Genomic DNA, 24757 nt, shown 5'->3' on the forward strand with positions numbered 1-24757 from the left:
GTTCGCTCAGCGGGATGGGAGACGCGTGCAACTCTTTGGACGTCATCGGTCCAATCTATTTCTGATCCCAAAAATGCCGCAACGGATTTAGCAGCCCGTGGCCTTCTTCGCCGGCCTGTCCGGGGCGCTGGGCTTCTTGCCCGAGACGTCTCCCAGCACCTTCTTGATGGTCCTGCCCAATCCACGCATCACGTTCGGCCGCTTGGACGTCGGGGACACCCCGGAATCGGGTTTCGACGTCAGCACCGGCGGCTTCATCAACATCGTCGGCGTCTTCGGCACGAGGGCGGGCCGCACAGTAGGTGCCTTCTTTTGCGGGGCAATGGCTTCCACTGCCCTGGATTCCGTTGTTCTGGCATCCGTTGTTACCGCAGCTGCTCGCGGCGTAATCGGGATCGGTTTAGTCAGCGCGTCCCGGATCGGAGCGACCGACTCGGAGACCGTCGTTGTCACCGCCTCCCCCGTCGCCTGCACCGCCTTCACGACACTTCCGGTGCTACCCAACGTGGTCAGAAACGCATTGGGCACCCGCGTCACGACGAGCGTGAGCTGTTCTGTCGAATGAAATGCCACCGCCCAGAACACCTCGGTGCCGCGCACTGCCGCCGCCTCCAGCGGCGTATGCACCACCGGCACAGACTCGGGACCCGGAGGGTTGTTCAGCGCGTCGAAAAGATCGGAACGCGCCTGGCCAAGAACCCCCGGGAGTTGACCAGGCTCAGTGAACACAGCCTCGCCGACCCGCACGAGCCCCACCGCGATCACCTCGGTGCCGAACTGCGTGCGTGGCACCACCTGATCCAGGTCGGTGCGGATGAGCCCGGTCCACACGTCGTCGGCCGCCCCGCTGACCGTCGCGCCGGTCAGCCCGAGCGCCCGCACCAGCGGCTTCCCCGCCTGCAGCTGCGCCACGAATGTCCCCGGCGTCAACAACGCCGCCGCCGGAACCTGGACGGCGCCCTGGACCACGAAGGGACAGATCAGCGAGCAGTTCTGCACCTGGTTGGCCAGGAACTGGGCAACCAGCGCCCCAGGCGCGGGCTGCACCGATACCGCGGTGAGTTCGATATCGAGCCGGGCGCTGCGCGCGCCTGACACCGGTGGGGGCCCGGCCCCGACAGCTGTCGCAAGTACCGCTGACGCACATGCCACCGCGAGAAGTCTCACGCGTTAACCACGAACCAACCCACTGTCGGGTTCGATCGCGGTGAAACCGGTTAGGCCCCGGCTTCCTCCGGCACATCGTGGCGCACCACGCGGACCTTGCCGCGCGGAAGACTGGCTACATACCCGTGGTACTTGCCATAGATCTCCCACGCCGTGTCAAAGTCGTGATGCGGCACGTCGATCGCGTGGTCATCGGAGAACTCCATGTGCAAATCGCCCTTGTCGTTCCACCTGGCCTCGGTGCACGTTGCACCCGAGATGCTGAAGAGCGGACGCTCCTCATCCAAGATCGCCTTCGGATCGACACAAACAATTTCCCGTGGCCACCGCCCCGCAGGGGGAAGCGTGAGCCACATCGGCACGGCGATAACCACCTCGTTGTAGTCACCCAGGCTGATTACCAATCCGTCACGGAACATGATCCGCTGGACCGGCAAGCCCTCAATCCATGCTTCGGACATACCTTCACTCTGAACCCGCCCCTCAGCTAGCACAAGGGGTTGACGGCACAAGTTTTATTGTCGAAACTGGTCGAAACGTAAACGTTATTTGTGCTGCCCGCGAACCTGAGCAGCACACTGTTTTGCTTGGCTTTCTCGCCGTTTCCAGACTCCCGCTAAGACGGTGGCATCACCGTACTTGCCGGACGAATTTCGCTTGGGTGCCCTAGCATTCGCTATGAGCTAGCAGCGTGGCTAGCACAGGGGGCGAAAGGGACACCCATGACAGCGGAGCTATCGGAACCCATAGATCAACCGCGGATCACCCCGCGAGCCGCGCCCACCGAGCGCCCGCAACTGCCCCGCAGCGGTGACCTGACCTTTCGTGAACGCGCGATGGTCGAAACCTCCGCGCTCACCGATGTCGCCCTGCGCACCGTTGGCGCCCTGTCTGTGATGGGAGTCGTGGCCCCGAGCCTCATCGTCGACAGGGAATTCGTGGCGCGTGAGCGCGACAACCTGGCCTTTTACGGCGAGCTTGCCGCGATGGGCGATGCGGACCTTTCCTTCCCGGCACCGGAGACCACACCCGTGGTGTTCTCACGGCCCGCAGGTCCGCTCGCACAGGCCCTGGCCAAGGGCAACGTCGAGAACCTGGACTTCGAAAGCCCTTACGTGGCGCGCAATCCGGCCCTGCGTGACTACTGGCAACGCTTCCCGCACAACAGCATCGCGCGCGCCCAGCACTGGCGCCACGACGACGGTCCACGCCCCACCCTGTGCGTGATTCACGGGTTCTTCGGATCGCCGTATCTGCTCAATGGGGTGTTCTTCGCGCTCCCCTGGTTTTTCCGCAACGGTTACGATATCTTGTTGTACACCTTGCCTTTTCACGGACGGCGCGCCGAGAAGTACTCACCGTTCAGCGGAGCCGGATACTTCAGCCACGGGTTCACCGGTTTTTCGGAGTCGATGTGTCAGGCCGTGCACGATTTCCGGATCTTCGTGAACTATCTGCGCGGCACCGGTGTGGAGAGGATTGGGCTGACCGGTTTGTCGCTGGGCGGCTACACCACCGGATTGATCTCCACCGTGGAGCGCCGAATCGATGTCACCATCCCCAATGTTCCCGTGGTCGACGTCAAATCGCTTCTGCACGGCTGGGTTCCGGCCGAACCGACGATCAAGCTGGCCGCCAAGCTGGGCCATCTCGATCAGAACCAGCTGGACGGCGCACTCTCCTATTCGTCGCCCCTCACCTACCAGCCGGTGGTGCCCAAGGAACAGCGCCTCATCATCACCGGCCTCGGTGATCGCCTAGCACCCCCGGAACAGGCCGAAATGCTGTGGGAACACTGGGATCGCTGTGCGCTGCACTGGTTCCCCGGAAATCACATACTGCACGTGAACCAGGGCGACTACCTACGCCGCATGACCGGATTCCTGGATCGGCATCTGAATATCTAACCTTTCACTGCCGATACCAGGCTGATCGAGTTGAACATGTACCACGCGGGCTGGCTCGGCTCGGGCACGGCGCGCCCCGAGACGTTCAGGTAGTCCAGCAGCTCGGTGCGCACGGAATCCCAGCCGTGGCAATGGAACCAGGTGGAGGCTTCGCTGCGCTGCTCGTTATAGATCAGCGAGAAGAAGTCCGAATTGGCCTGGTCGCCGCTTTCGTTGGCGCCGGCGACCAGCATGTCGAACACCACGTCGGCGTACGTCGTCATCTGCTCGATGCCCACGAAGCTGCCCGGGGCGGCCAGCTGATCAATGGACTCGAAAAGTCGCTCCTGCGCGTCGGCCGGCAGGTAGATCAACAGTCCTTCGACGATCCAGGCCGACGGCGCCGACGGATCGAAGCCCTTGTCTTGGAGTGCTTTACCCCAATCCTCGCGCAGGTCGATCGAGATCTCCTGTCGAGACGCCTTGGACTCGGCGCCATGCTCAGCGAGCACCTCACGCTTGAACTGGTGCACGAGGGGCTGGTCCAATTCGAAGATCGTGGTACCCGGCGCCCAGTCGAGTCGATAGGCGCGCGAGTCGAGTCCGGCGGCCAGGATCACCACCTGCTTGACACCGGCCTCGATCGCCCTGGCGAAATAACTATCGAAGTAGCGGGTGCGTGCGCCTTGAAAGCTTACGAAGTACTGCCCGAATTCCTCTGAACGTAAAGGGTGTTCGGGCAAGCCGCCGGCGACCAGATCGGCCCATTCGCCGCCTGCGGCACGGCAGAACACCTCCGCGTACTGATCGACCGCCAGCGGCGCGGGTTTGGTGGCCTCGAGCGCTCGGCTGGCCGCCACGAACAGCGCGGTAGAACCGACGCTGGTGTTGATGTCCCAATTATCACGATCGGTACGCATGGTCGCGACAATACTCCGCGACTGTGACAACCAGGTTGACATGTGTGGGCGCGCGGATGGCGCGCTAGTAGGCGCCGTCGCTACGCGCCACCGCGCGGAATGTGCGCCACAGGATCGACACATCGGACACCATGGACCAGTTTTCGACATACGACAGATCCAGCCGCACTGCCTCATCCCATGGCAGGTCGGAGCGCCCACTAACCTGCCACAGGCCGGTCATCCCGGGCTTGACCAGCAGCCTGCGCTTGATGACGTCGGTGTACTCCTCGACCTCGCGCCGCAGCGGCGGCCGGGGGCCCACCAGGCTCATCTCTCCGCGCAGCACATTGATCAGCTGGGGCAGTTCGTCGAGGCTGGTACGGCGCAGGAACCTGCCCACCACGGTGACCCGCGGATCTTCGCGCATCTTGAAAAGCGGTCCGGCGCCGTCATTTTGTGCCAGCAGCGCCGCCACCATCTGGTCTGCGTTCGCCACCATGGACCGGAACTTGATCATGCGGAAGGGCTTGGACCGCACGCCGATGCGTTCGGCTGAGTAGAACACCGGTCCGCGCGATTCCAGCTTCACCGCAAGGGCGCAGGCCAGCAGGATCGGGCTGAATCCGATGAGGAGCAGGAGCGCGCCGACCCGGTCGAAGAGGACCTTGTGCAGCCGGGACGCACCCTCGTACTGCGGCTCGGCGAGATGGATCAGCGGCACCGACCCGGCGGGCCGCACCCGGACCCGCGGCTGATCGACATCGAACACACCCGGCGCTACCAGCAGATTGACGCCGATCTCGCTGAGACGCCAGGCGAGCTCCCGCATCTTCTCCGGGCCAAGCTGTTCAGTAGCCGTCACCGCCACCGTGTCCGCACCGGCCTCCAGCACTGCCGCGACGATGCGGTCCTCCGAACCCAGGATCGGGATGACCCGGTCGATGACCTCGATGTTCTGGCCCGGCGCACCCAGGTATCCGGGGACGCACACACCCACCACGCGGTATCCGAGCGCGGTGTCACGCCCGAAGGCCTCGGCAAGGTTGAGCGCCGCGGCATCCCCGCCGAGCACCACCACCCTGAAGATCTGCTTACCGCGCGCACGCTGCCGGTTGAGCCAGGTCCGGCTGATCTTCCGGTTAAGCAGCAGGAACACGATCCCGACGATGAGCGCCATCCCCAGCGCGAAACGCGAGACATTGAACTTGAACAGCACGCTGACAATGGCGAAGAGACCGAACATGTGGAATGTCGCGCGCAGCACCCGCTGGTACTCCTCGCCACCGCTGCCCATGAGGTGCAGGTCCCTGCTGCGGTACACACCGAGCAGCAGTGCCCAGTAGCAGAAGAAGCCGATCCGGATCCACAGCTCGACGGGAGTCATCGGGTTGGTCGCGTTACGCAGTTCGACCCAGGTCCAGCCGGCACCCGCGACGATGGCGGTGTCGGAGATCAGCAGCCACCGGCCGTACTGCTCGCCCCACTGCGCTGCGCGGTGCCCCGCGGAGGTCTGACCAACTGCCGATGGGGATCGGCGAGGGCGCCGCACGCTGCCGATCCGGCCTCTCAGCCGGGTCGTTGCAGACGAGCCCTCGTTCACCGCGACCACGCGCGTGTCCTCTCAGAACAGCCCCAACAGCAAATGCAAAAGTGCTCGTTTCATGAGGCGGCGGGCGCGGAAATCTCGGCGCAACCCGACGATGAGAACCCTCGTGCAAACGACCGGTATTTCGCGCCCCCAGAAAGGGAACATCCGTTACCAGTTTTCGTACCGGGGGAAATCTAACTACTGGGGCACCGTCTGGCAACACCAGAGCCACACGCTTCCGCAATTGTGGCCAGCGTCACTATGACGATGAGGCAAATATGCGGAACCTATCGATCGCCCGCGATCAAGATCCCGAACTTTTGGCCTTGTACTGCGCATATGTCGAATTCGATCACTCGCCGTAAAGTTCGCTGCGTACATTGTTAACTCCCCGGGCGTGGCATCTCTTACGCACACAGCAATGACGGAGCCCACTTCTGTCAATGGCGGCGCAACACATCTGTCACAACCCAGGCCTGCCATGCAGCACTCGTCCGCGCCCACCAGCCCACACGCCGAGCATGTGGAGGGTTTTGCCCATAACTAGACGTCGAATTCAATAAATTTGGGTAACACTCTTAACCACATGGTCACGAAGGAGATGGGGCACGCGAGGTGCCGCTAACAAGATCCACGTGTTAGCTCGGAGATCGATCAGACCAGATCGCGACCGGTGCGAATTCTCCAGTTGAGGTCGATCATCAGAGCGTTGAAGGGAAAGCGGCGCAGCGCGTTGGGCAGCAGGCGGTTGGCGACGCCAAGGAGAGTGACGACACTCCGGAAGGTTCGCTGGCGTGCCGGGCTCCACGGCAGCCTCATCTCATCCCGGAACCGCTGCGGTAAGAATCCCGTCGAGATGAGTCTCGAGAAGGCACCTACCGGCCTGCGCATGAACCGCGGAACCGCAATGGACGCCGACACGATCCGGTACAGATAGGGCCGGACGTGATCGTCGATATGAACCTGATCCAGGGACTGCTGCCAGTACGCGTCGAACTCCGCGCACGACTTCGGCCACATCGCCAGCGGCATCTGCAGTGTGGTTCCCATGACGGCGCCTTCTTGCAGGCACCGCTCGGCCATATCGGGCGTCATCGGACCCACGAAAGCCTCGTACACATCGACGAATCCCTTGTAGAGGCAGATCGCCACCCACTTCTGCAGGTCCGGGTCGAAGGCGTTGTACTGCACGGCGTCCCCGGGGGCCGAACGCACCTGCGCATGCGATCGGTTGGTCGCCTTGCGAAATGCCGCCTTCTGCTCGGGGCTGCCCATGGTGGCCACCGCCAGGTAGGTGAACGTGGTGCGCGCCCGCTTGACGGGGTGCAGATCGGCGCGTCCGCTCTCAACCTTGCTATCGACGACGCCGTATCCCACACCGGGGCGCGCCAACTGCATGACGATGTTGGCCGGGCCCGCCAGCAAGGCCAGCCCCATCATGTTGTCGACCATGGTGGGCTGACGCCGCCACGACCATCCCGGCGAGAGACGCGCAGCCGGTGGCACCGGCTCGCCGCGACGACTCCGGGTACCCGGACCTCCGTCACCAACGAACGATTCATCCATTTCAGACACCCGCTCGATTGTCACCGTTGACCCCTTAATCTGCGAACGATTGTTCTCAAATATCTTTCAATGGGGTGCCACCTGTCAAGATGTAGTGGTGACGTCATCGCGGGTCTATGGAGGTGTCCAGGCCCCTGACCGCCAGGCCGAGCGCCGGAACCGGCTCCTGGAGGCAGGTCTTGACCTGCTGACCTCCGGCCCCGCGCCGAACGTGACGGTCCGCGGCGTGTGCAAGCAGGCCGGCGTGGTCGCCCGGTACTTCTATGAAAACTTCACCGACCTGGACGAGCTGACGGCACAGGTGTACGACGGCGTGATCGGCGAGGTCGCCACCTCCACCCAGAAGGCGGTGGACGCCGCACCGCTGCGCAAGAAGACCGCGGCGGGCATCGCCAACATCGTGCACGTCATCGCCGCCGACCCCCGGATCGGCCATCTGCTCTTCGGCAGCAATCCGGCCAATTCGGTGATCGCCCAACGCCGTAGCGCGGCAGAGCAGCTCTTCGCGGCGCTTTCCGGCCAGCACCTGAACAAGACTTATCAGCTACCGAACGATGAATCAATGCGCGCGGCAGCCTATTTCGCGGTCGGTGGCGTCGGCCAGACGCTCGCGGCCTGGGTGTCCGGGCAGCTGACGCTGAGTTCGGATGAGCTCATCGTCATCTTGACCCGGCTCCTCGACCCCGTCAGGCGGTAGCGACCTCCCGCGGGGTGCGCTCAGCGGCCGTCTTCGGCGCAACCGTTACATCCGCTGCGGTGAATTCCTTAGTCCAGCAAGCAAATTCCAGGGTGATTCCATCGGGATCGAGGAAGTAGAACGACCGCACGTACACGCCCGGATGCAGCTCCTTCGATACCTGGAACTCACTCTCGTCATGGTTGAGAATGGGCCCCACCCGCACGCCCTTGGCCTTGAGCTTGACGCGGTATTCGTCGAACTTCTCGGCGGGTACGTGCAACGAGATGTGGTTCATGGAGCTCACAGCACTCACGATGTCGCCGATTCCCGGAATGGCGGGCGGGGCCGAAATGCCCGGGACGCCGTCCGGCGCGTCCTTGAACCAGAAGAATGCCAGGCTGTCGCCGCCCCCGGCGTCGAAGAAGAAGTGCTGCCCCTGCCCCATGGGCAGATCGAGCGACTTGATGAGCGGCATGCCCAGCACGTTGGTGTAGAAGTCCACGGTGCGCGCCATGTCCGAACACACAAGCGCCACATGGTTGAACCCGCCGAACTCGAACTCGGAGTTGGGGTTGTTCGGTTTGATCATCGTCACGGGGAGCCTCCTTGATCCGACCGCATGACTGTCTTGCGCTTTACGCTAATCTGAATCTAACATCAGATTCAGAAATGGGTCAATACCCATTCGGCGAGAGAGGGACGTCGTGGTCCAACCCACCGTGCGAGGCCGTCAAACCCAGGCCGCGATCGATGAGGCCGCCCGAACTGTCATAGCCCGCAAGGGAATACTCGCCACCACCGTTGCCGATATCGCCACCGAGGCGGGGCGGTCCACGGCGTCGTTCTACAACTACTACGACTCCAAAGAGGCGATGGTCGCGCAGTGGGCCATGCGATTTCGCACCGAGGCGCAGGAACGGGTATCTGCGGTCATCGGGCACGGGCGCTCCAACAAGCAGCGCGCGCGAGATATCGCCACCGCGCACTGGCTCACCTGGCGCCACCAGCTCGCCGAGATGATCAGCGTGTCTCAGCTGGCCATGATCAACGCAGAATTCGCCGAGTTCTGGAACCAGATGTGTTCCGAGCCCATCGATTTCCTGACCACCACCATCAAACGCGCACAGCGCGACGGATACAGCCCCGGCAATGATCCACACCTCATGGCCAGCGCCATCGTCTCGATGATGAACCAGTTCGCCTACAACCAGCTCAGCCAGGGCAATGCCGCCACTGTCGACGACGATGCCTGCATCGACACCCTGGCCGGAATCTGTTACCGCGCCATCTATTCCAAGGAGGTCTGCTGAATGCCCACCGAAGTGACCATCGAGCGAGAGTTCGTCGGACTGCCCTCGCCCACCGCGGGACGCAACGGCGCCGGCGGACATCCATGCCAGGGGCTGTACCACCGGGCCGCGGGCACCCGGCCCAAGATCGCCTTCATCGCCACCCACTATCAGATCGACTTCTCGGAGCATTACATCGCCGAGTACCTGGCGCGGCATGGATACGGTTTCCTGGGCTGGAACACTCGATTCCGGGGATTCGAAAGCCACTTCCTGCTCGACCACGCCCTGGTCGACATCGGCGTGGGTGTGCGCTGGCTACAAGAGCAGGCGGGCGTGGAAACCGTGCTGCTGCTGGGTAATTCCGGAGGCGGCTCGCTCATGGCGGCGTATCAGTCGCAAGCGGTGGCTCCCAAGGTGACACCGCTGGAGGGCATGCGTCCCGCGGAGGGACTGGACACTCTGCCGGCCGCATCGGGTTACGTCGCCAGCGCCGCACACCTGGGCCGCCCCGACGTGCTGACCGACTGGATGGACGCCTCGGTCATCGATGAAAGCGACCCGACTTCCACCGACCCGGCCCTGGACCTGTTCAACGAGGACAACGGACCGGCCTACTCCCCCGCCTTCGTCACCAAGTACCGCGAAGGACAGGTGGCGCGTAACCACCGGATCACCGCATGGGCGCTCGACGAGCTCGCCCGCGTGCGCGCCGACGGGTTCAGCGACCGCGCCTTCACCGTGCACCGGACCTGGGCCGACCCCCGCATGGTCGACCCCACGTTGGAGCCCACCAAGCGCCCGGCCAACCTCTGCTACGCGGGTGTGCCGGTGAAGGCCAACCGCTCTACTTTCGGAATCGGTTGTGCGACCACGCTGAAGAACTGGCTCGGCATGTGGAGCCTGTCGCACGCGCAGACCCGGGCCGAACCACATCTTGCCGATGTCACCGTTCCCGCCCTGGTCATCAACGCCGACGGCGATACCGGGGTCTTCCCATCGGATGCTCAACACATCTACGACGCATTGGGCTCGACCGATAAGTCCCAGGCCTCTGTCGACGCCGACCACTACTTCCAGAACCCCGGAGCCCGCCAGGAGCAGGCGGATACGATTGCAGAGTGGACAAGCAAGCGGTGGGAGTGAAGGTCCTCGCCCACTTTCCGGGCGGCCCACGCGTCCGCGAACAGCTTGCACCACACGCCGATTGGCTTGACGTGCGCTTCTGCGCCGAAGACGATGACGACACCTTCTACGCCGAGCTACCGCACGCCGAGGTGCTGTGGCATGTGCTTCGTCCGCTCTCTGCCGATGACGTCGCGAAGGGCGCACAGCTGCGGCTGATCCACAAGTTCGGCGCGGGAGTGAACACCATCGCGCTGGACGCCGCATCCGCGCAGGGGGTGGCCGTCGCCAACATGCCGGGCGCGAACGCGCCCTCGGTCGCCGAGGGCGCGCTGTTGCTCATGCTCGCGGCACTGCGGCAGCTGCCACGACTGGACCGGGACATCCGCGCTGGTCGCGGGTGGCCCACCGATCAGTCCCTGGGCGACACTGTGCGCGATATCGGCTCTTGCACAGTCGGATTGGTGGGATACGGCAACATCGCCAAGACTCTGGAACAGATCCTGCTGGCGATGGGCGCCAGTGTCTTGCACACCAGCACCCGCGACGACGGGTCCGCGAGCTGGCGCAGCCTGGATGCCCTGTTGACCAGCAGCGATATCGTGTCGCTGCATCTCCCGCTGACCGGCGCCAGCTCTGGTCTCCTCGACGCCGCGGCCCTGGCCCGGATGAAACCCGGATCGGTCCTGGTGGACACCTCACGCGGAGCAGTCGTCGACGAGACGGCACTGATCGACGCGCTGCGACAAGGCCCCCTCGGGGCTGCAGGACTGGATGTCTTTGCACAGGAACCGATCTCGCCGGACAACCCTTTGCTGACCCTGCCTAATGTGGTGCTCACACCACACGTCACATGGTTCACCGCGGACACCATGACGCGCTATCTGGAGCACGCGATAGACAACTGCCGGCGTATACATGAGGGACTGCCGCTAGCTGACCGCGTGCGCTAGGCTAGCGCCCGGAGATTTACACTAGAGAGTATTCGTAAACGAACCACAATGGCGTGGGAGGACGAATGGGAACAGCTGTACAGCTCGCGGGCAAGGTCGTCGCCATCACCGGCGGAGCACGCGGAATCGGCCGGGCCATCGCCACGGCGTTCGCCGCCGAAGGCGCGAAGGTGGCGATCGGCGATATCGATAAGAAGCTGTGTGAGAACACCGCGGCTGAGATCGGTAACGGCACCATCGGCCTGCCACTCGACGTCACCGACTACGGCAGCTTCGAGGCCTTCTTAGACACCATCGCGGCCACCGTGGGACCCGTCGACGTGATCGTGAACAACGCGGGCATCATGCCGATCACACCGTTCGGGGAAGAGTCGCTGGAATCCATCCAGCGTCAGCTGGATATCAACGTGCGCGGCGTCATGTGGGGCAGCCAGCTCGCCATAGCGCGGATGAAGCCGCGCGGCGGCGGCGTGATCGTCAACATCGCGTCGGCGGCGGGCAAGATGGGCGTGCCCGGGCTCGCCACGTACTGCGCGACGAAATGGGCCGTGGTCGGTCTCTGTGAGTCGCTGACTCTCGAACTCAAGGACGACAACATCTCCGTTGTCTGCGTGATGCCCGGCGTCGTCAACACCGAGCTGGTGGCCGGTCTCGAAGAACACTGGTTACTGGGAATCGTTCAGCCCGAAGATATTGCCGCCGGTGTGCTCAAGGCCGTACGAAAAGGCAAGTTCCCCGTCATGGTGCCCAAGAAACTCGGCCCGCTGCTGCGGACAACGGCCATGCTGCCCCGGGCGCTGTACGGTCCCGCGGCGCGATCGCTGGGTATGGACCACTTCATGCTCGACGCCCATGGCACCTCGGCGCGTGCCGCATACGAGAACCGCGCCAGCCACAGCGAGCCCAGCGCCGACTAGTTAGGAAACAGCCAATGCCTATCGCCATCAACAGTGAGCATGTAGCACTTGCAGATTCGGCGCATGCGTTCGTCGAACGCGTGGTGCCCTCCGAGCTACTCCACGAGACCCTCGAAACACCTCTGCCGTGGCCTCCCCCGTTCTGGAAGGCCGCTGCCGATCAGGGTCTTACCTCCGTACACCTCGCCGAATCCGTTGGCGGCCAAGGATTCGGCGCACTGGAGCTGGCGATTGTGGTGGCCGAGTTCGGGCGGGGCGCCGTGCCCGGACCATTCGTCCCGTCGGTGATCGCGAGCGCGCTGATCAGCGGCCACGATCCCGACCACCCGCTACTGGGCGACCTGGCCTCCGGTGCGTCCATCGCCACCTTCGCCTCCACATCGTCGTTCAACGGTACGGCCTCCGGCGACGGCCTCACCGTCGATGGGCAGGCTCGTTCGGTACTGACGGCGGCCTCAGCGGCCTATGTGGTGGCCCCGGTTTCGGTCGGCGCCGATCGGGTGTGGGTGGTCCTGAGCGCCGATGACGTCACCCTCGCACCGCAGCAGAGCGTGGACCGGCTGCGACCGGTCGCCCATGTGACGGCCGCAGCGGTCCAGGTACCCGCCGATCGCGTGCTGACCAACCTGACCGACGCCCGGGCCACCAGCATCATCTCTACGATCCTGTCGGCCGAGGCCGTCGGCGTGGCCCGCTGGGCCACCGACATCGCCTCCGAATACGCCAAAGTGCGTGAGCAATTCGGCCGCCCCATCGGGCAGTTCCAGGGCATCAAACACAAGTGCGCCACCATGGCCGCCGTCACCGAACGTGCGACAGCTGCGGTGTGGGACGCCGCACGCGCCCTTGACGATGAGGACGAGACCGCCGGCATCGTGGAGTTCGCGGCCGCCGCGGCGGCGACACTGGCACCGGCGGCTGCCCAGCAGTGCGCGCAGGACTGCATTCAGGTCCACGGCGGTATCGGCTACACCTGGGAGCACGATGCGCACATCTACTACCGCAGGGCGCTGGGTCTCATTGCCGCCCTGGGGCGTTCCGGCAGCGCGCCGACGACCGTGGTGCGCACCGCCGTCGAGCACGGCCTGCGCAAGGTAGATATCGACCTGGCACCGGAAACCGAAGCGCTGCGCCAGGAGATTCGTTCCGAAGTCGCCGCCCTCAAGGAGATCCCGTCCGGGAAGCGCAACACCGCCATCGCCGAAGGCGGGTGGGTACTGCCCTACCTGCCGACGCCCTGGGGGCGCGCCGCGTCACCCATCGAACAGGTGATCATCTCCCAGGAATTCCTCACCGGAAGGGTGCGCCGGCCCCAGCTCGGCATCGCGACCTGGCTGGTGCCGTCCATCGTCGCGTACGGCACCGAGGAGCAGAAGCAGCGCTTCCTGCCTCCCACGTTCCGGGGCGAAATGATGTGGTGCCAGCTGTTCTCCGAGCCCGGTGCCGGGTCGGATCTCGCCGGTCTGTCCACCAAGGCAGTCAAGGTGGACGGCGGCTGGCGCCTCACCGGCCAGAAGATCTGGACCTCGGTGGCCCAGTTCGCCGACTGGGGCGCCTGCCTGGCCCGGACCGATCCCAACGCTCCTAAACACAACGGCATCACGTACTTCCTCGTCGATATGAAGAGCGAGGGTGTCACCGTTCGGCCGCTGCGCGAGATGACCGGCGGCGCACTGTTCAACGAGGTGTTCATCGACGATGTGTTCGTACCCGATGAGCTGGTGGTCGGCGAGGTCGACCGCGGCTGGGAAGTCAGCCGCAACACCCTGACCGCGGAACGAGTTTCGATCGGCAGCTCCGACCTGCCGTTCCTTGCCAGCCTCGACGATCTGGTGTCCTTCATCAGCGAGCACGAGCTCAGCGAGGTAGCACGCGACCGGGCGGGCCAGCTCATCGCCGAAGGGCATGGGGTGAAGCTGCTGAATCTGCGCTCCACGCTCCTCACTCTGGCCGGCGGCGACCCGATGCCGTCGGCAGCCGTGTCCAAGCTGCTGGGCATGCGTACCGGACAGGGATACGCCGAGTTCGTGGTCAACCATTTCGGACCGGACGGCGCTATCGGCGATTCCGAGCAGGAACAAGGTCGCTGGGCGGACTATCTTCTAGCTAGCCGTGCCACCACCATCTACGGTGGCACCTCCGAAGTGCAGCTAAACATCATTGCCGAGCGACTGTTAGGACTACCGCGTGACCCGTAATACCGCGACCGAAACCGCGTGGCGTCAGCATGAGGACTTTTTCACCGCTGCTGACGGCACCCGAATCGGGTTCTCCGATACCGGAAACCGCACGGCACCCGTCACCGTGCTGTTCCTGCACGGCTGGACCCAGAACCGCGAGGCCTGGGACGATGTGGCGGGTCCGCTGCACGAGCGCAATCCCGAACTGCGCATCGTCGCACTGGATCACCGGGGCCACGGCCAGTCCGATCCGGCACCCCAAGGCTCGGTGAACGTTCCCCAATTGGCCACGGATGCAGCCGACTTCATCAATGCCGAAATCCCGACCGGGCAGATCGTGATCGTCGGTCACTCGATGGGCGGCATGACCATGATGGGCCTCGGTGAATATCACCCGGACCTGGTCGCGCGACGGATATCCGGCGCGGTCTTCGTCGCCACCTCGGCGGGCAGGCTGCTGCACCGGCTCCGAGTCGTCCCGCCGGTGTTCGAAGTCGTCAAGGCGGTGATCCTGGGTGTGGTGGCGCAGGGCTGGTTCCTCCAACAGGGCTATCTCATGCGCCCCATCATTTCGACGTTGGTATTCGGGCGTGACCCGCGGCCTTACGACGTCAGCCGAGTGTGGGACCAGATCCGCTCCGGCACCCCGCGCAGCTACAAGGACGCCGCCGAAAGCATGGTGCTGCACGAGGACCTGACCGAAGGTCTGGGCGCCTACCGTGGCAAGCCTGCCGCGGTGTTGGCAGGTGCCCGCGACTTCCTCACTCCGGCAGGTGATTCCCGCATCATTGCCGCGGCCCTGCAGACCAAGGAACTGCGCACCTACCCGGGCTCGGGACACATGCTGCCCAACGAGCGGGCCGGCGAGGTTGTCAACGAAATCGTCACGGTGCTCGAGGCGATAGCTCACGAGCAGCCGGCTAGCCGCACTGCCACGGAGTCCGCCGGGTAATCGGCGTCCCGGCAGTGCGCTTGCCTGCTAGCTGTAGCGGCCCTGAAGTCGCGTCAGTGTGCCCTCGATCCCTCGGGCGTTTGCCTTGATGAAGCCAGGCAGCTTGTAGTTCAGCAGGGTTCGCAACGAACCCGCATTACGGAAGTCGAACGTCTCGGTGACACGAGTGCTGGTGGGCGACAGGGCATCGAATTCCCAACGCCACTTGTGGCCCAGCGGATGCCGCCATTCGATGACCCTGTCGGGTTGGAGCTCCGTCACGGTGCTGGTGACGCGGTACGGAAACCCGAACATCCGCATGCCGGTGGAAAAGCGCGAACCAACCTCGAGATGATCAGGCGTACGGATGTTCTGGCCGACAGTGCCCGACCCGTCCAGTTCGTGATGGCGTCGCGGATCGGCGACGATACCGAACAATTCCGATGCCGGAGCAGATACTTCGACCGAGCGACGAACCTGCTGGGGCCCAGCGTCTACCACTGATACCGACATACACCCACTCCTTTGTTTAACGGAGAACTAGAGCCGTTCGACTTCGACCGTCACACCCTGGGCCACCCGCAGCCGCTTCAGCAGCGGATCTCCCATGGCGGCCGCAGGCGTCAAAACCCCTAGCCTGTCCGGCAATTCGCTGCGATCGAGCGCCAGGGTCAAGCCACTTTCGCCCAGGAGCACCGCGGTCGCCTTATATCCGGGGTCGCCCTCTTGCGCGATGACCGCGCGATAACGCACACCCTGGGTTGTGGTTGTGTAGGTCTCGACACGGTAGTGACCCTTGTTCCGGGTACGCTCGCTGGGGCCCGAGCCCGGCTTCGGAAGTAGGCGTTGCGCAACGAATTTCGGCATGGGTACCCGAGTCCCCAGGCCGAAGCCGGCCGTTAGAAATCCGGTGACGGCGGCCGCGGCGATCGGCGCGACCACCGAACTTCCCAGGCTCATCACCTCGCGATAACGTATCCGGGTTCCGTATGCCCAGTCCAACAATGCGTTGCTACGCCGGACAATACGGGTGTTGACCGGCCCCATGAAGAATGCCCCCAGCCACTTACCCGCCAATTCCGGTGCCACGGATTCACCACGGAGCGTTTGAAATTCGCGTTGGCGCCCCACCTCCGGTTCGGCGGGACGGTCCGGGCTCAGCGAGTAGGGGTCCTGGGAGTTGCGGCGCACCTCCGGATCCTCGGCACTCGCCTCCATCACCTCGACCATGGACGCGGCCGTGCCACCGCTGACGCCGCCGCGGAACTTGCTCAGCACATAGGTTGTCTCGAGCAGCTCTCCAGTGCCATCTTCCTGAGCTTGCCGGTACAGCGCATACACGCTCAGATCCGATGGAATGGAATCAAATCCGCAGCAATGAACGATCCTGGCGCCGGTGTCGGCGGCCTGCTTGCCGTAGACATCGATGCTCTCTCGCACGAAGTTGACCTCACCGGTCAGGTCCGCATAGTCGGTTCCCGCCTCGGCACACGCGGCCACCAACGGCAGTCCGTATTTCGTGTACGGCCCGACGGTGGTGACAACCACCCGGGTCGAGGCGGCCATGGCCGCCAGCGTGGATGGGCGCGTGGCATCGGCCTCGATCAACGGCCAGTCGCGCGCCGCCGGCCCACACTCATCACGCACGGCGGCAAGCTTTTCGGTGTTTCGTCCCGCCAATGCGATCCGCGCACCGGTGGCCTCCACGCGTCCCGCCAGGTACAGCGCGGTAAGCCTGCCGACGTATCCGGTCGCCCCATAAAGAACCACGTCATAGGCACGGTCGTGTTCCCGGGACATCGGCTATACCTCCAAATCGCGCAGCTGGCGCTTGAGGATCTTGCCGGAGGGGTTGCGCGGCAAGATATCCAGGAAGACCACGTCACGTGGCACCTTGTACCGCGCCAGGTTGTCGCGCACGTACGCACGGATGCCGTCGGCATCCACCGTCGACTCCGGGTGGCGGACCACGAACGCCCGCAACCGAGCGCCCCAATCCGGGTCGTCGACTCCCAGCGCGGTGGCCTCGATGACCTCCGGGTGTCCGCTGATGAGATCTTCAACCTCCGCCGGGAACACGTTCTCGCCGCCCGAGACGATCATCTCGTCATCGCGCCCGGAGACGTAGAGCAGCCCATGCTCGTCGAAGTAGCCGACGTCACCACTGGACATCAGTCCGTCGATGATCTGCTTGTGCCCGCCCCCGGTGTAGCCGTCGAATGGAATCGCGTTGCTCACGAAGATCCGTCCGACGATGCCCTGCGAGACCGGCTTTCCTTCGTCGTCAAGGATTTTCACGGTAGCGCCCTTGACAACAGGGCCCACTGTGGATGGATTGATGGCCAGATCCTGCGGCCGCGCGATGGTGGCGAAGGCCACCTCGGTGGAGCCGTACAGGTTGTAGATCACCGGCCCCAGCGTGTCCAGCGCGCGGGAGGCCAGCTCGCCGCCCAACTGTGATCCCGACACGAAAACGATACGCAGCGAAGACAAGTCGGGCTTGGTCGCCGCCTCGTCGATGGCGTTCAGGATGCGGTTGAGCATCACCGGAACGACCACCACAGCGGTCACCCGGTACTTCTCGATATCGGAGAGCACGTTCTCCGGCTTGAACTTGCGATGCAGGATCAGGGTGCAGCCCAGGGTGAGCGCCAGACTCTGATGCAGGTATCCCAGGGCGTGGAACATCGGCGCGGGCACCGATGTCACCTCACCGGAGCGGAACGGCACATGCGAGAACATGCCGCCGACCGGCGCCAGGGTCAGCGCCAGCTTCCGCGGCGCTCCCTTCGGCGTGCCGGTGGTGCCACTGGTCAGAATCACCAGCGAGGAGTACTTCGAGGGGCGCGGCGCGGCGGAGGTGCTGTTGCGTTTGATCACCGAGGCGATGGTCTCGTCGCCGGAGGCGGGTTGATCCGGGTTTTCCGGGTTGGTCGGCAACGCCATGATCCGGCCCAGCTCGGGACTGTAGCCGTCCAGGAACTCGGCATACTCGGCGTCATAGATCAGGACACGGGCGCCTTCACGCTCGGCGACCTCCTTGGTCTGCGGCCCGGAGAAATCGGTGTTGAGCAGGATGACGCGAGCGCCGGCGCGGTGTGCGGCGTAGTTGGCGATGATGAACCAGCGGTGGTTGCGCGCCAGGATGGCCACTCCGTCGCCGCCCTTGATACCCAGACGGTTCAGACCGTGTGCCAGGGCGTTGACGGCGTCGTTGAGCTCGGCATAGGTGATCGAGCCCTCGTCGTCGATGATGGCGGTCCGCGCCGGGCTGCGGTGCGCTCCGAAGCCCGGTACCGCGCCGATCTCACCGAACCGGTAGAAGTCGCGGACGATTGCCGCGAGCACGTTGGGCGGATCGAGTTTGAGCATGCCCGCCTCGATGACCTTGCGGAGATAATGCAGCTCAGCGCCACCGCGCTTCGCAAGGGTCTGAAGTTTCGAGAAGAGCGGCCGTTCGGCGATGATCGACATGATCGACAGCCTATATGACCTCCCTCTCAGCGGCACAGCCAACCGGTCGGTCGGGGGCCCGTCACCAACTACGCCCGGGAAAGTCGGTCTGCAGCCCTACGATGACGCCATGGCAGACGTCGTGCTGCAGGTCGCGGGGCGCGAGGTCACCATCACGCACCCCGACAAGGTGGTCTTTCCCCCGGGTGAGGACACAGCGGGCGTCACCAAGGCCGACCTGGTGCACTACTACCTGGATGTCGCCGAAGGGGCGCTGCGCGGCGTGCGTGACCGGCCGATGATTCTGAAGCGGTTCGTCAAGGGCATCTCACAGGAGGCGGTGTTCCAGAAACGGGTGCCCGAGAAGCGGCCGGACTGGATTGCCTCCGCGGAGCTGCACTACGCGCGCGGAACCTCCGCCCGAGAGGCCGTTGTCACCGATGCGGCGTCGTTGGCGTGGGTGGTCAACCTGGGATGTGTCGACCTCAATCCGCACCCAGTGCGTGCAGACGATCTGGATCATCCTGACGAGCTGCGTATTGACCTGGACCCCGTCCCGGGGGTGCCGTGGAGCCAGATCCTCGATGTCGCGTTCGTCGTGCGCGCGGTTCTTGAAGACCATGGGCTGACGGCATGGCCGAAGACGTCTGGCTCGCGCGGCTTTCATATCTACGCGCCCATCGCGCCGCGATGGACGTTCCGGGAGCTGCGTCTGGCCGCCGAGACGGTGGCCCGCGAGGTGGAGCGGCGCGCCCCGGAGCTGGCGACCAGCCGGTGGTGGAAGGAGGAACGCCATGGGGTGTTCGTCGACTTCAACCAGAACGCCAAGGATCGCACGGTGGCCTCGGCGTACTCCGTGCGTGCGACCCCCGATGCCCGGGTGTCGACGCCGCTGCGCTGGGACGAGGTCGCCCGTTGTCGCCCTTCGGAGTTCACGCTGCACACCGTGCGCGAACGATTCGCTGAGATCGGCGATCCGTGGCGGGACATGGACGCCGAAAGGCAAGCCGGCACCGGGGCGCTGGATCAGCTCCTGGAGCTGGCCGCCGAACTGGGCCCCGCCGAAAAAGCCCCGAAAGGCGCTTCCCGGGACGGTCGGCGTCAGTCGATCATGCCGTTGGTCGAGATTGCGCGAACCAAGACCAAGCCGGAGGCTGAGGCCGCGTTCGGCATGTGGCGGGACAAGTATCCAGTAGTAGCTAAATTACTTGAACCGCAAGACATTCTGATTGACGGCATGCGCGGCCCCAGCTCGATTTGGTATCGGGTGCGAGTCAACCTGGTGCACGTCCCCGAGGCCGAGCGGCCCGCGCAGGAGGAACTGATCGCCGACTACTCGCCGTGGGGCTAGCCCTGCTGCGCCGGTTGAGCAGCCAACGAGGCGGCACCCAACACCACGGCCGATAGCGCCACCGTAGTGCCGAGAGTCGAAGTCAGCTTGCTGATTTCACCCCGACGCCCGGCCGCGACCAGCACTGCCGCGTCAACCGCATCGGTCAACACATTGAGTTTCAGGAACGTGGCAGGGGTGGTGAATGCACCAAGGCGCGCCAGTCCAAATGCCAACAGCGCGTTGCGGATGCCGAACATGCGGCCCATGGGTATGGCAGGCGTACCCGCCGCCTCCATCCGGAACACACGCGCGAACACGTTCGGCGTCAGGAGACTGCCTGAGGCAACGATGCTGCGCCCCAGGATGAGAAGTTTCAGGGGGTTTGAGCGGACGACCACCGACGCGGACATGAGTTCTCCTCGTTGAGTTCAGTCCATAGACGTTGCCCTACAACGATTATGGAAATCGATTCGAAATATACCAATCGGTTTACTATGTGACAGTTCCCATCGTTGCGCCATCCCTCTCTGCTGTGATGGTGGTCACACATAGACACTCATGTGATACCCGATATTACCGACTATTCAATTTACGATTCCCCATCTACCGTAAATACGTTCGGCGCAGCGACCCGCACGCACCGACAGACGCACAAGGAGGTGCGCATTGAGCCGTGCATCCGCTCTCCATCGGCCTCGCCATCGGTTCCAGAGTTGGCTCTACACAACACTCTTGGTGTCGTCCGACCTTGAGTTCAACTTCGGAGCGGTGCGGATATCCGTGACCGCTTCTCGTCGTTCTAGAGACTGAGCACAGCGAGACCGCACCCGGAGATCCCCGATCCCGGGCATCGCTATCCCCCACCGCCCTGGAATCTTCTGCCCACGTATTGAGGAGTCTGCCCACATGTCATCAAACATCCGCACGCAGGCCATATTCACCGCCATCGGAATCGGAGGTTTCACGCTGGCATTTATCGTCGGCTGGCTGCTGCTTGCACGCTTTGCATTACCCGCACCAAGCCCGGCCTGGAGCGCTGAGCAGCTGGCGGCGTTCTACGTGGGCAACAAGAATCACATACGGCTGGGGTGCATTGTGGCCCTGTTCTTCATGCCGCTCTTTGCACTGCCACTGGGGGTTGTACTCGCCCGGTTGCGCCGAACGGAAAGAGACACACCGGTGTTCACCTACGCGTCGTTGATACTCATGCCGATCGCGCTCTTCCTCCTGATTCTTCCGTTCATCGTGTGGTCGGTGGCCGCCTTCCGACCCGAACAACTCGAACCGCAGATCACCCAGGCACTCAACGACCTGGGGTGGTTCATTTTCCTCTTCACCTGGGCCGTGTTCACCGTCCTGTTCACACTCATGGCGATAGCGATCCTGCGTGCCGAACCCGGCAACGAGCCCTTGCCACGCTGGTCGGCCTATCTCCTCCTCTGGTGTGGACTTCTGTTCGCCGGATCAGTGCTGATCATTTTCTTCAAGGACGGGCCGTTCGCGTACGACGGCCTTGTCGGCCTGTACATCCCGGCGGCTGCCACCGCGATCTTCCAGGCGGGGATGTTCGCCGCGCTCGCACAGGCCCTGCTATCCGACTATCGGGCCCAGACAGGGGTTTCCACCGTTCTTGAGCAGATCAGGCCAAAGGTCTCATGACAGGAGATCTAACAACTCACAAGCAGACACCGGCCCATCTCCGGGCACCGCACGTCCCCGGAGAGCCCGGACTCTGGGTGTTTCTGTTCGGCGACATGATCGTCTTCGCGGCATTCTTTGCCGTCATCGCACACTATCGATCATCCGAAGCAGAGGCATTCACCTCCGGGCAATCCCAGTTGAACCTTGGCCTCGGGGCACTCAATACCGTTCTGCTGCTGAGCGGCTCACTGCTCGTGGCAATCGGCCTGGAGAAGGCGCGAAACGGATCAACACACGCGGCCCGCTATTACCTAGCGGCGGCAGGCAGTGGTATCTGCTTCGTCAGCGTGAAATTAATTGAATACCATGAGGTTACAAGCCAAGGCTTGAGCCCGATGACCAGTCACTTCTTCATGGTCTACTTCATCTTCACGGGAATCCATCTGGTTCACACCATTGTTGCCACGGTCATACTCGGGGCGATGACGTATGCATCACGCGGTGCCGCGGCCAGTTCGGACATCCGGCTCCTCGAGGGAGGCTCCTGTTTCTGGCATCTCATCGACCTCTTGTGGATCGGGCTCTTCTCACTTCTCTATCTGGCATAGGCACATGAATCTCACATACAGTCGCAAAGCGACACTGGTTTTCCTGGTTCTCATTGCGGCAACATGTATCTCGCTACTGCTTGACACCGAGAAGGGACATGGCTACAACATCTCATCGATAATCGTCGCCATCACTTTCGTCAAGATCTGGCTGGTAGGGAACTACTTCATGGAGCTGCGCCAAGCGCCAGGGGTGCTGCAGTTCCTCTTCGGTGGATACGTCGCATCCGTCCTGGCGATCCTGCTCGGGTTCTTCTATGTGTAGCCGAAGCCTTCCGGCAACTCACGCAGGATCGGTGGGCAGCTGCGCCTGCTCCCGGTACAGGTCCATCTCGGCGCGCAGCGCATCATCGAGCGCTCGGTTCATGGCAGCGTGCGAGGTGTGCGTCGCCGCACGGCGCATCGTCCCGATAAGTTCTGTTGCCCAAGCCAGTTCGTCGTCGGTGGAGGGAACCCAACCGGGCCCACGTTGACGTGCCACCTCATCGCGCGCGGCACCGATAAGCACCCGGGCGGCATCGTCGAGCTTCGCGTTGGTCCTCACGTGGATGTCGGCTAGGTCGGTCACTCTCATTCCGAGGGAGATCAACGCCGCGAAGTTGTCAATGGTGTCGAGATCGGTGACGAGATAAGAATCCGAGCCGTCAACAGGCTGGATCAGCCCGGCTTCGACCAGGCGCGCAAGGGCCGCCGAATCGATCGGGCCGAGCGTCTCTTCGAGCTCCCTCAACGAGAGATTTCCCTGGGCAGCGTTGGAGAACCGCTTCTCGAGCAGGCCCTCCAGATCCGACAGGTCGAGCACATCGGCGAGCTGGGCACCGCGCTGCAGCCCACTGAGAAACTTCGTGATGTGTTTGAGAGTGAAACCCTCGCTGAGCAGGCGATTAATCGCCCTCAACTGGCGCAGATGCCAATCGTTATAGATGGCTGTCCTGCCCCGGCGCAGCGGCCGGGGCAGGAGCCCTCGTTCTTGATAACCACGGATGTTCCGGGTCGTCGTCCCCGATGCCCGCGCGAGGTCGTCGATCCGGTACTCGGTCATGGTTTCGAAGCTGGCCCTGTCAGTATCAGTTCGTCACTGGTGTTCGAGACAGTGATTTTATAGTCCTGCAGGTCGAATCTCTTGAGTTGGTTGACGTACTGCGTGGCGAATCCGGGGAACATCGTCGCGTTGAAGCCGTCATCCGTCAGGTACCAGCTCTGGCAGCCCGAGTTCCACGTGGTGGATTGCAGGCGCCGCTGGATGTCCTGGTTGTAGCTCTCCTGGATCTCGGGGCGGGGCTCCACCGATTTCCAGCCGTTGTTGACCACCGCCGCGATCGCGTCGGTGATGTAGTTGATCTGCGCCTCCATGTACACCAGCGCCGAACTGTGCCCCGGTCCCGAATTGGGTCCGAAGGTAAGGAACAGATTGGGATAGCCCGACACCGCCACGCTGCGGAAGGCATATGCCCCTCCCGACCACTCGGTGGCCAGGTCCCGTCCGTCGATCCCGGTGACCGGGAAGGGCGTCCCGGCCTTGCACACGTCGAAACCGGTGGCAAAGACGATGCAATCGAACTGGTGCTCAATACCCTCTACCGTGCGAATACCCTTCGGGGCCAGCCGGGCGATGGGCCAGGTGACCAGCTTGCAGTTCTCTGCCTGCAAGGCTGGGTAGTAGTCACTGGTCATCAGCAGACGCTTGCAGCCGGCCGAGAAATCGGGTGTCAGCTGCCGGCGCAGCCACGGGTCCTTGACCTGCATGCGCCGGTGCGCGGAGCTGACCGCCTCGACCACGCGGGTGAATGGTGTATCCCACACAACACCCATGGCCACCGACTCATGTCCCCAGAACCAGGCCGCACGCGCCAGCCGCTGGCTGAGCGGCCAGTTGCGGTACAGCTGTTTGAGCCGACTGCCGGTGGCGCGGTTGACGCGGGGCAAAACCCAGCCGGGCGTCCGCTGGAAAACCTTCACCAGCTCGGCGGACTTCACCAGTTCCGGGATGATCTGGACGGCGCTGGCTCCCGTGCCGACCACTGCCACTCGCTTGCCGGTGAAGTCGTAATCGTGATCCCATCGCGCGCTGTGGATCTTGTGGCCCTCGTAGCTCTCAAGGCCCGGAATGGCCGGAAAGCTCACATTCGCGAGTGGGCCGGACGCCATGATGACGGTGCGGGCCCGCACCGGTTCCTGGCCCTCGAACTCGACAGTCCACTCCCCGTTGGCCTCGTCATACGTGAGGCCAACGACATTGTGCCCGAAGCGGATGTACGACCGAAGGCCTGCCGATTCGACCATCTGGTCGATATAGCCCAGGATTTCACCGCTACCGGAGTACGTGTGCGACCACTCGGCATTTGGCGCGAAACTGTAGGAGTACAGCCTCGAGGGAATGTCGCACGCCGCCCCGGGGTAGGTGTTGTCACGCCAGGTGCCACCCACCGTGTCCCCGCGCTCGAAGATCGCGAAGTCGGTGATTCCCTTGTCTTTCAGGCGGATCGCTGCACCGATGCCGGCAAATCCGGCACCGATGATGGCTACGGAGATGTTCATG

At 63.7% G+C, this 24757-nt stretch carries 24 protein-coding genes; 12 read left to right on the plus strand and 12 right to left on the minus strand.

Going from position 1 to position 24757, the window contains the following annotated elements; genetic code table 11:
• Positions 1 to 87: 87 nt before the first annotated feature.
• A complete protein-coding gene (locus HBA99_RS22080) occupies positions 88 to 1068 on the minus strand; it encodes a hypothetical protein (protein WP_070932510.1) in 981 nt (326 codons plus the stop codon).
• A 149-nt stretch (positions 1069 to 1217) separates the two neighbouring features.
• On the minus strand, positions 1218 to 1628 hold the full coding sequence (locus HBA99_RS22085; RefSeq protein WP_030097214.1) for a DUF6188 family protein: 411 nt from the start codon (positions 1626 to 1628) through the stop codon (positions 1218 to 1220).
• A 261-nt stretch (positions 1629 to 1889) separates the two neighbouring features.
• Between HBA99_RS22085 and HBA99_RS22090 the strand changes: the two genes are divergently transcribed.
• Positions 1890 to 3074 carry an alpha/beta hydrolase family protein gene (locus HBA99_RS22090; protein WP_057969226.1) on the plus strand — a complete coding sequence of 395 codons (1185 nt, stop codon included), beginning with the start codon at positions 1890 to 1892 and terminating at the stop codon, positions 3072 to 3074.
• On the opposite strand, the gene HBA99_RS22095 is transcribed toward HBA99_RS22090, so the two are convergent.
• The 3 genes from HBA99_RS22095 to HBA99_RS22105 form a co-directional block, all read right to left on the minus strand.
• Positions 3071 to 3973 (minus strand): class I SAM-dependent methyltransferase, encoded by a 903-nt coding sequence (locus HBA99_RS22095; protein WP_070951954.1) that lies wholly within the window; start codon positions 3971 to 3973, stop codon positions 3071 to 3073. The two genes, HBA99_RS22090 and HBA99_RS22095, sit on opposite strands and share 4 nt — an antisense overlap.
• Before the next feature lie 64 nt (positions 3974 to 4037).
• A complete protein-coding gene (locus HBA99_RS22100; protein WP_165612068.1) occupies positions 4038 to 5564 on the minus strand; it encodes a sugar transferase in 1527 nt (508 codons plus the stop codon).
• 633 nt (positions 5565 to 6197) lie between these two features.
• Positions 6198 to 7109, minus strand: coding sequence for an oxygenase MpaB family protein (locus tag HBA99_RS22105; protein WP_070921097.1), 912 nt, complete (start codon positions 7107 to 7109; stop codon positions 6198 to 6200).
• Between the two features lie 94 nt (positions 7110 to 7203).
• On the opposite strand from HBA99_RS22105, the gene HBA99_RS22110 reads away from it, so the two are divergent.
• On the plus strand, positions 7204 to 7806 hold the full coding sequence (locus HBA99_RS22110; RefSeq protein ID WP_070915765.1) for a TetR/AcrR family transcriptional regulator: 603 nt from the start codon (positions 7204 to 7206) through the stop codon (positions 7804 to 7806).
• Here HBA99_RS22110 and HBA99_RS22115 read toward each other — a convergent pair.
• Complete coding sequence (locus HBA99_RS22115; protein WP_030097220.1) at positions 7796 to 8377, minus strand: VOC family protein; 582 nt, start codon at positions 8375 to 8377, stop codon at positions 7796 to 7798. The two genes, HBA99_RS22110 and HBA99_RS22115, sit on opposite strands and share 11 nt — an antisense overlap.
• Positions 8378 to 8492: 115 nt before the next feature.
• On the opposite strand from HBA99_RS22115, the gene HBA99_RS22120 reads away from it, so the two are divergent.
• The 6 genes from HBA99_RS22120 to HBA99_RS22145 all read left to right on the plus strand — a co-directional run bounded on the left by HBA99_RS22120 (position 8493) and on the right by HBA99_RS22145 (position 15204).
• Positions 8493 to 9098: a TetR/AcrR family transcriptional regulator gene (locus tag HBA99_RS22120; RefSeq protein ID WP_030097221.1), complete on the plus strand. Its 606-nt coding sequence runs from the start codon at positions 8493 to 8495 to the stop codon at positions 9096 to 9098.
• Positions 9099 to 10223: an alpha/beta hydrolase gene (locus tag HBA99_RS22125; RefSeq protein ID WP_030097222.1), complete on the plus strand. Its 1125-nt coding sequence runs from the start codon at positions 9099 to 9101 to the stop codon at positions 10221 to 10223. It abuts the gene before it with no gap.
• Positions 10199 to 11155, plus strand: coding sequence for a 2-hydroxyacid dehydrogenase (locus tag HBA99_RS22130; protein WP_109494243.1), 957 nt, complete (start codon positions 10199 to 10201; stop codon positions 11153 to 11155). Before HBA99_RS22125 ends, HBA99_RS22130 begins: the two co-directional genes overlap by 25 nt.
• A 65-nt stretch (positions 11156 to 11220) precedes the next feature.
• On the plus strand, positions 11221 to 12072 hold the full coding sequence (locus HBA99_RS22135) for an SDR family oxidoreductase (protein ID WP_046255035.1): 852 nt from the start codon (positions 11221 to 11223) through the stop codon (positions 12070 to 12072).
• 14 nt (positions 12073 to 12086) lie between these two features.
• Positions 12087 to 14270 (plus strand): acyl-CoA dehydrogenase family protein, encoded by a 2184-nt coding sequence (locus tag HBA99_RS22140; protein ID WP_064409805.1) that lies wholly within the window; start codon positions 12087 to 12089, stop codon positions 14268 to 14270.
• Positions 14260 to 15204 carry an alpha/beta fold hydrolase gene (locus HBA99_RS22145; protein WP_064409806.1) on the plus strand — a complete coding sequence of 315 codons (945 nt, stop codon included), beginning with the start codon at positions 14260 to 14262 and terminating at the stop codon, positions 15202 to 15204. Before HBA99_RS22140 ends, HBA99_RS22145 begins: the two co-directional genes overlap by 11 nt.
• A gap of 27 nt (positions 15205 to 15231) precedes the next feature.
• On the opposite strand, the gene HBA99_RS22150 is transcribed toward HBA99_RS22145, so the two are convergent.
• The 3 genes from HBA99_RS22150 to fadD2 are packed head-to-tail and all read right to left on the minus strand — an operon-like array spanning position 15232 to position 18657.
• Positions 15232 to 15696 carry an SRPBCC family protein gene (locus HBA99_RS22150; protein ID WP_070951953.1) on the minus strand — a complete coding sequence of 155 codons (465 nt, stop codon included), beginning with the start codon at positions 15694 to 15696 and terminating at the stop codon, positions 15232 to 15234.
• Between the two features lie 27 nt (positions 15697 to 15723).
• Entirely contained in the window at positions 15724 to 16983 is a 1260-nt protein-coding gene (locus tag HBA99_RS22155) for a saccharopine dehydrogenase family protein (RefSeq protein ID WP_070951952.1), read from the minus strand.
• Between the two features lie 3 nt (positions 16984 to 16986).
• A complete protein-coding gene (gene fadD2, locus HBA99_RS22160) occupies positions 16987 to 18657 on the minus strand; it encodes a long-chain-fatty-acid--CoA ligase FadD2 (RefSeq protein ID WP_070950527.1) in 1671 nt (556 codons plus the stop codon).
• A gap of 121 nt (positions 18658 to 18778) precedes the next feature.
• On the opposite strand from fadD2, the gene ligD reads away from it, so the two are divergent.
• Positions 18779 to 19987, plus strand: a complete 1209-nt coding sequence (gene ligD, locus HBA99_RS22165; RefSeq protein ID WP_070952422.1) for a non-homologous end-joining DNA ligase — start codon at positions 18779 to 18781, stop codon at positions 19985 to 19987.
• On the opposite strand, the gene HBA99_RS22170 is transcribed toward ligD, so the two are convergent.
• Complete coding sequence (locus HBA99_RS22170) at positions 19984 to 20379, minus strand: hypothetical protein (protein ID WP_070951951.1); 396 nt, start codon at positions 20377 to 20379, stop codon at positions 19984 to 19986. The genes ligD and HBA99_RS22170 overlap by 4 nt on opposite strands.
• 496 nt (positions 20380 to 20875) lie before the next feature.
• Between HBA99_RS22170 and HBA99_RS22175 the strand changes: the two genes are divergently transcribed.
• The 3 genes from HBA99_RS22175 (at position 20876) to HBA99_RS22185 (ending at position 22483) form a co-directional block, all read left to right on the plus strand.
• Complete coding sequence (locus HBA99_RS22175) at positions 20876 to 21628, plus strand: hypothetical protein (protein ID WP_070951950.1); 753 nt, start codon at positions 20876 to 20878, stop codon at positions 21626 to 21628.
• 77 nt (positions 21629 to 21705) lie between these two features.
• A complete protein-coding gene (locus HBA99_RS22180; RefSeq protein WP_165615242.1) occupies positions 21706 to 22218 on the plus strand; it encodes a cytochrome c oxidase subunit 3 in 513 nt (170 codons plus the stop codon).
• A gap of 4 nt (positions 22219 to 22222) precedes the next feature.
• A complete protein-coding gene (locus HBA99_RS22185) occupies positions 22223 to 22483 on the plus strand; it encodes a cytochrome C oxidase subunit IV family protein (protein WP_070951948.1) in 261 nt (86 codons plus the stop codon).
• Between the two features lie 18 nt (positions 22484 to 22501).
• On the opposite strand, the gene HBA99_RS22190 is transcribed toward HBA99_RS22185, so the two are convergent.
• Together HBA99_RS22190 and HBA99_RS22195 are read right to left on the minus strand one after the other, a co-directional pair.
• Positions 22502 to 23260: a MerR family transcriptional regulator gene (locus tag HBA99_RS22190; protein WP_070951947.1), complete on the minus strand. Its 759-nt coding sequence runs from the start codon at positions 23258 to 23260 to the stop codon at positions 22502 to 22504.
• On the minus strand, positions 23257 to 24756 hold the full coding sequence (locus HBA99_RS22195) for a flavin-containing monooxygenase (RefSeq protein ID WP_070951946.1): 1500 nt from the start codon (positions 24754 to 24756) through the stop codon (positions 23257 to 23259). Before HBA99_RS22195 ends, HBA99_RS22190 begins: the two co-directional genes overlap by 4 nt.
• Position 24757 lies beyond the last annotated feature (1 nt).

The sequence above is a fragment of the Mycobacteroides chelonae genome (assembly GCF_016767715.1).
GTDB classification, from domain to species: Bacteria; Actinomycetota; Actinomycetes; order Mycobacteriales; family Mycobacteriaceae; genus Mycobacterium; species Mycobacterium gwanakae.

What these genes read in the sequence shown, in the direction of transcription:
- HBA99_RS22170 (WP_070951951.1), bottom strand. Translation starts at nt 20,379, where the DNA reads ATGTCCGCGTCGGTGGTCGTCCGCTCAAACCCCCTGAAACTTCTCATC.
- HBA99_RS22150 (WP_070951953.1), bottom strand. Translation starts at nt 15,696, where the DNA reads ATGTCGGTATCAGTGGTAGACGCTGGGCCCCAGCAGGTTCGTCGCTCG.
- fadD2 (WP_070950527.1), bottom strand. Translation starts at nt 18,657, where the DNA reads ATGTCGATCATCGCCGAACGGCCGCTCTTCTCGAAACTTCAGACCCTT.
- HBA99_RS22085 (WP_030097214.1), bottom strand. Translation starts at nt 1,628, where the DNA reads ATGTCCGAAGCATGGATTGAGGGCTTGCCGGTCCAGCGGATCATGTTC.
- HBA99_RS22135 (WP_046255035.1), top strand. Translation starts at nt 11,221, where the DNA reads ATGGGAACAGCTGTACAGCTCGCGGGCAAGGTCGTCGCCATCACCGGC.
- HBA99_RS22190 (WP_070951947.1), bottom strand. Translation starts at nt 23,260, where the DNA reads ATGACCGAGTACCGGATCGACGACCTCGCGCGGGCATCGGGGACGACG.
- HBA99_RS22090 (WP_057969226.1), top strand. Translation starts at nt 1,890, where the DNA reads ATGACAGCGGAGCTATCGGAACCCATAGATCAACCGCGGATCACCCCG.
- HBA99_RS22175 (WP_070951950.1), top strand. Translation starts at nt 20,876, where the DNA reads ATGTCATCAAACATCCGCACGCAGGCCATATTCACCGCCATCGGAATC.
- HBA99_RS22125 (WP_030097222.1), top strand. Translation starts at nt 9,099, where the DNA reads ATGCCCACCGAAGTGACCATCGAGCGAGAGTTCGTCGGACTGCCCTCG.
- HBA99_RS22105 (WP_070921097.1), bottom strand. Translation starts at nt 7,109, where the DNA reads ATGGATGAATCGTTCGTTGGTGACGGAGGTCCGGGTACCCGGAGTCGT.
- HBA99_RS22155 (WP_070951952.1), bottom strand. Translation starts at nt 16,983, where the DNA reads ATGTCCCGGGAACACGACCGTGCCTATGACGTGGTTCTTTATGGGGCG.
- HBA99_RS22115 (WP_030097220.1), bottom strand. Translation starts at nt 8,377, where the DNA reads ATGATCAAACCGAACAACCCCAACTCCGAGTTCGAGTTCGGCGGGTTC.
- HBA99_RS22185 (WP_070951948.1), top strand. Translation starts at nt 22,223, where the DNA reads ATGAATCTCACATACAGTCGCAAAGCGACACTGGTTTTCCTGGTTCTC.
- HBA99_RS22095 (WP_070951954.1), bottom strand. Translation starts at nt 3,973, where the DNA reads ATGCGTACCGATCGTGATAATTGGGACATCAACACCAGCGTCGGTTCT.
- HBA99_RS22195 (WP_070951946.1), bottom strand. Translation starts at nt 24,756, where the DNA reads ATGAACATCTCCGTAGCCATCATCGGTGCCGGATTTGCCGGCATCGGT.
- HBA99_RS22140 (WP_064409805.1), top strand. Translation starts at nt 12,087, where the DNA reads ATGCCTATCGCCATCAACAGTGAGCATGTAGCACTTGCAGATTCGGCG.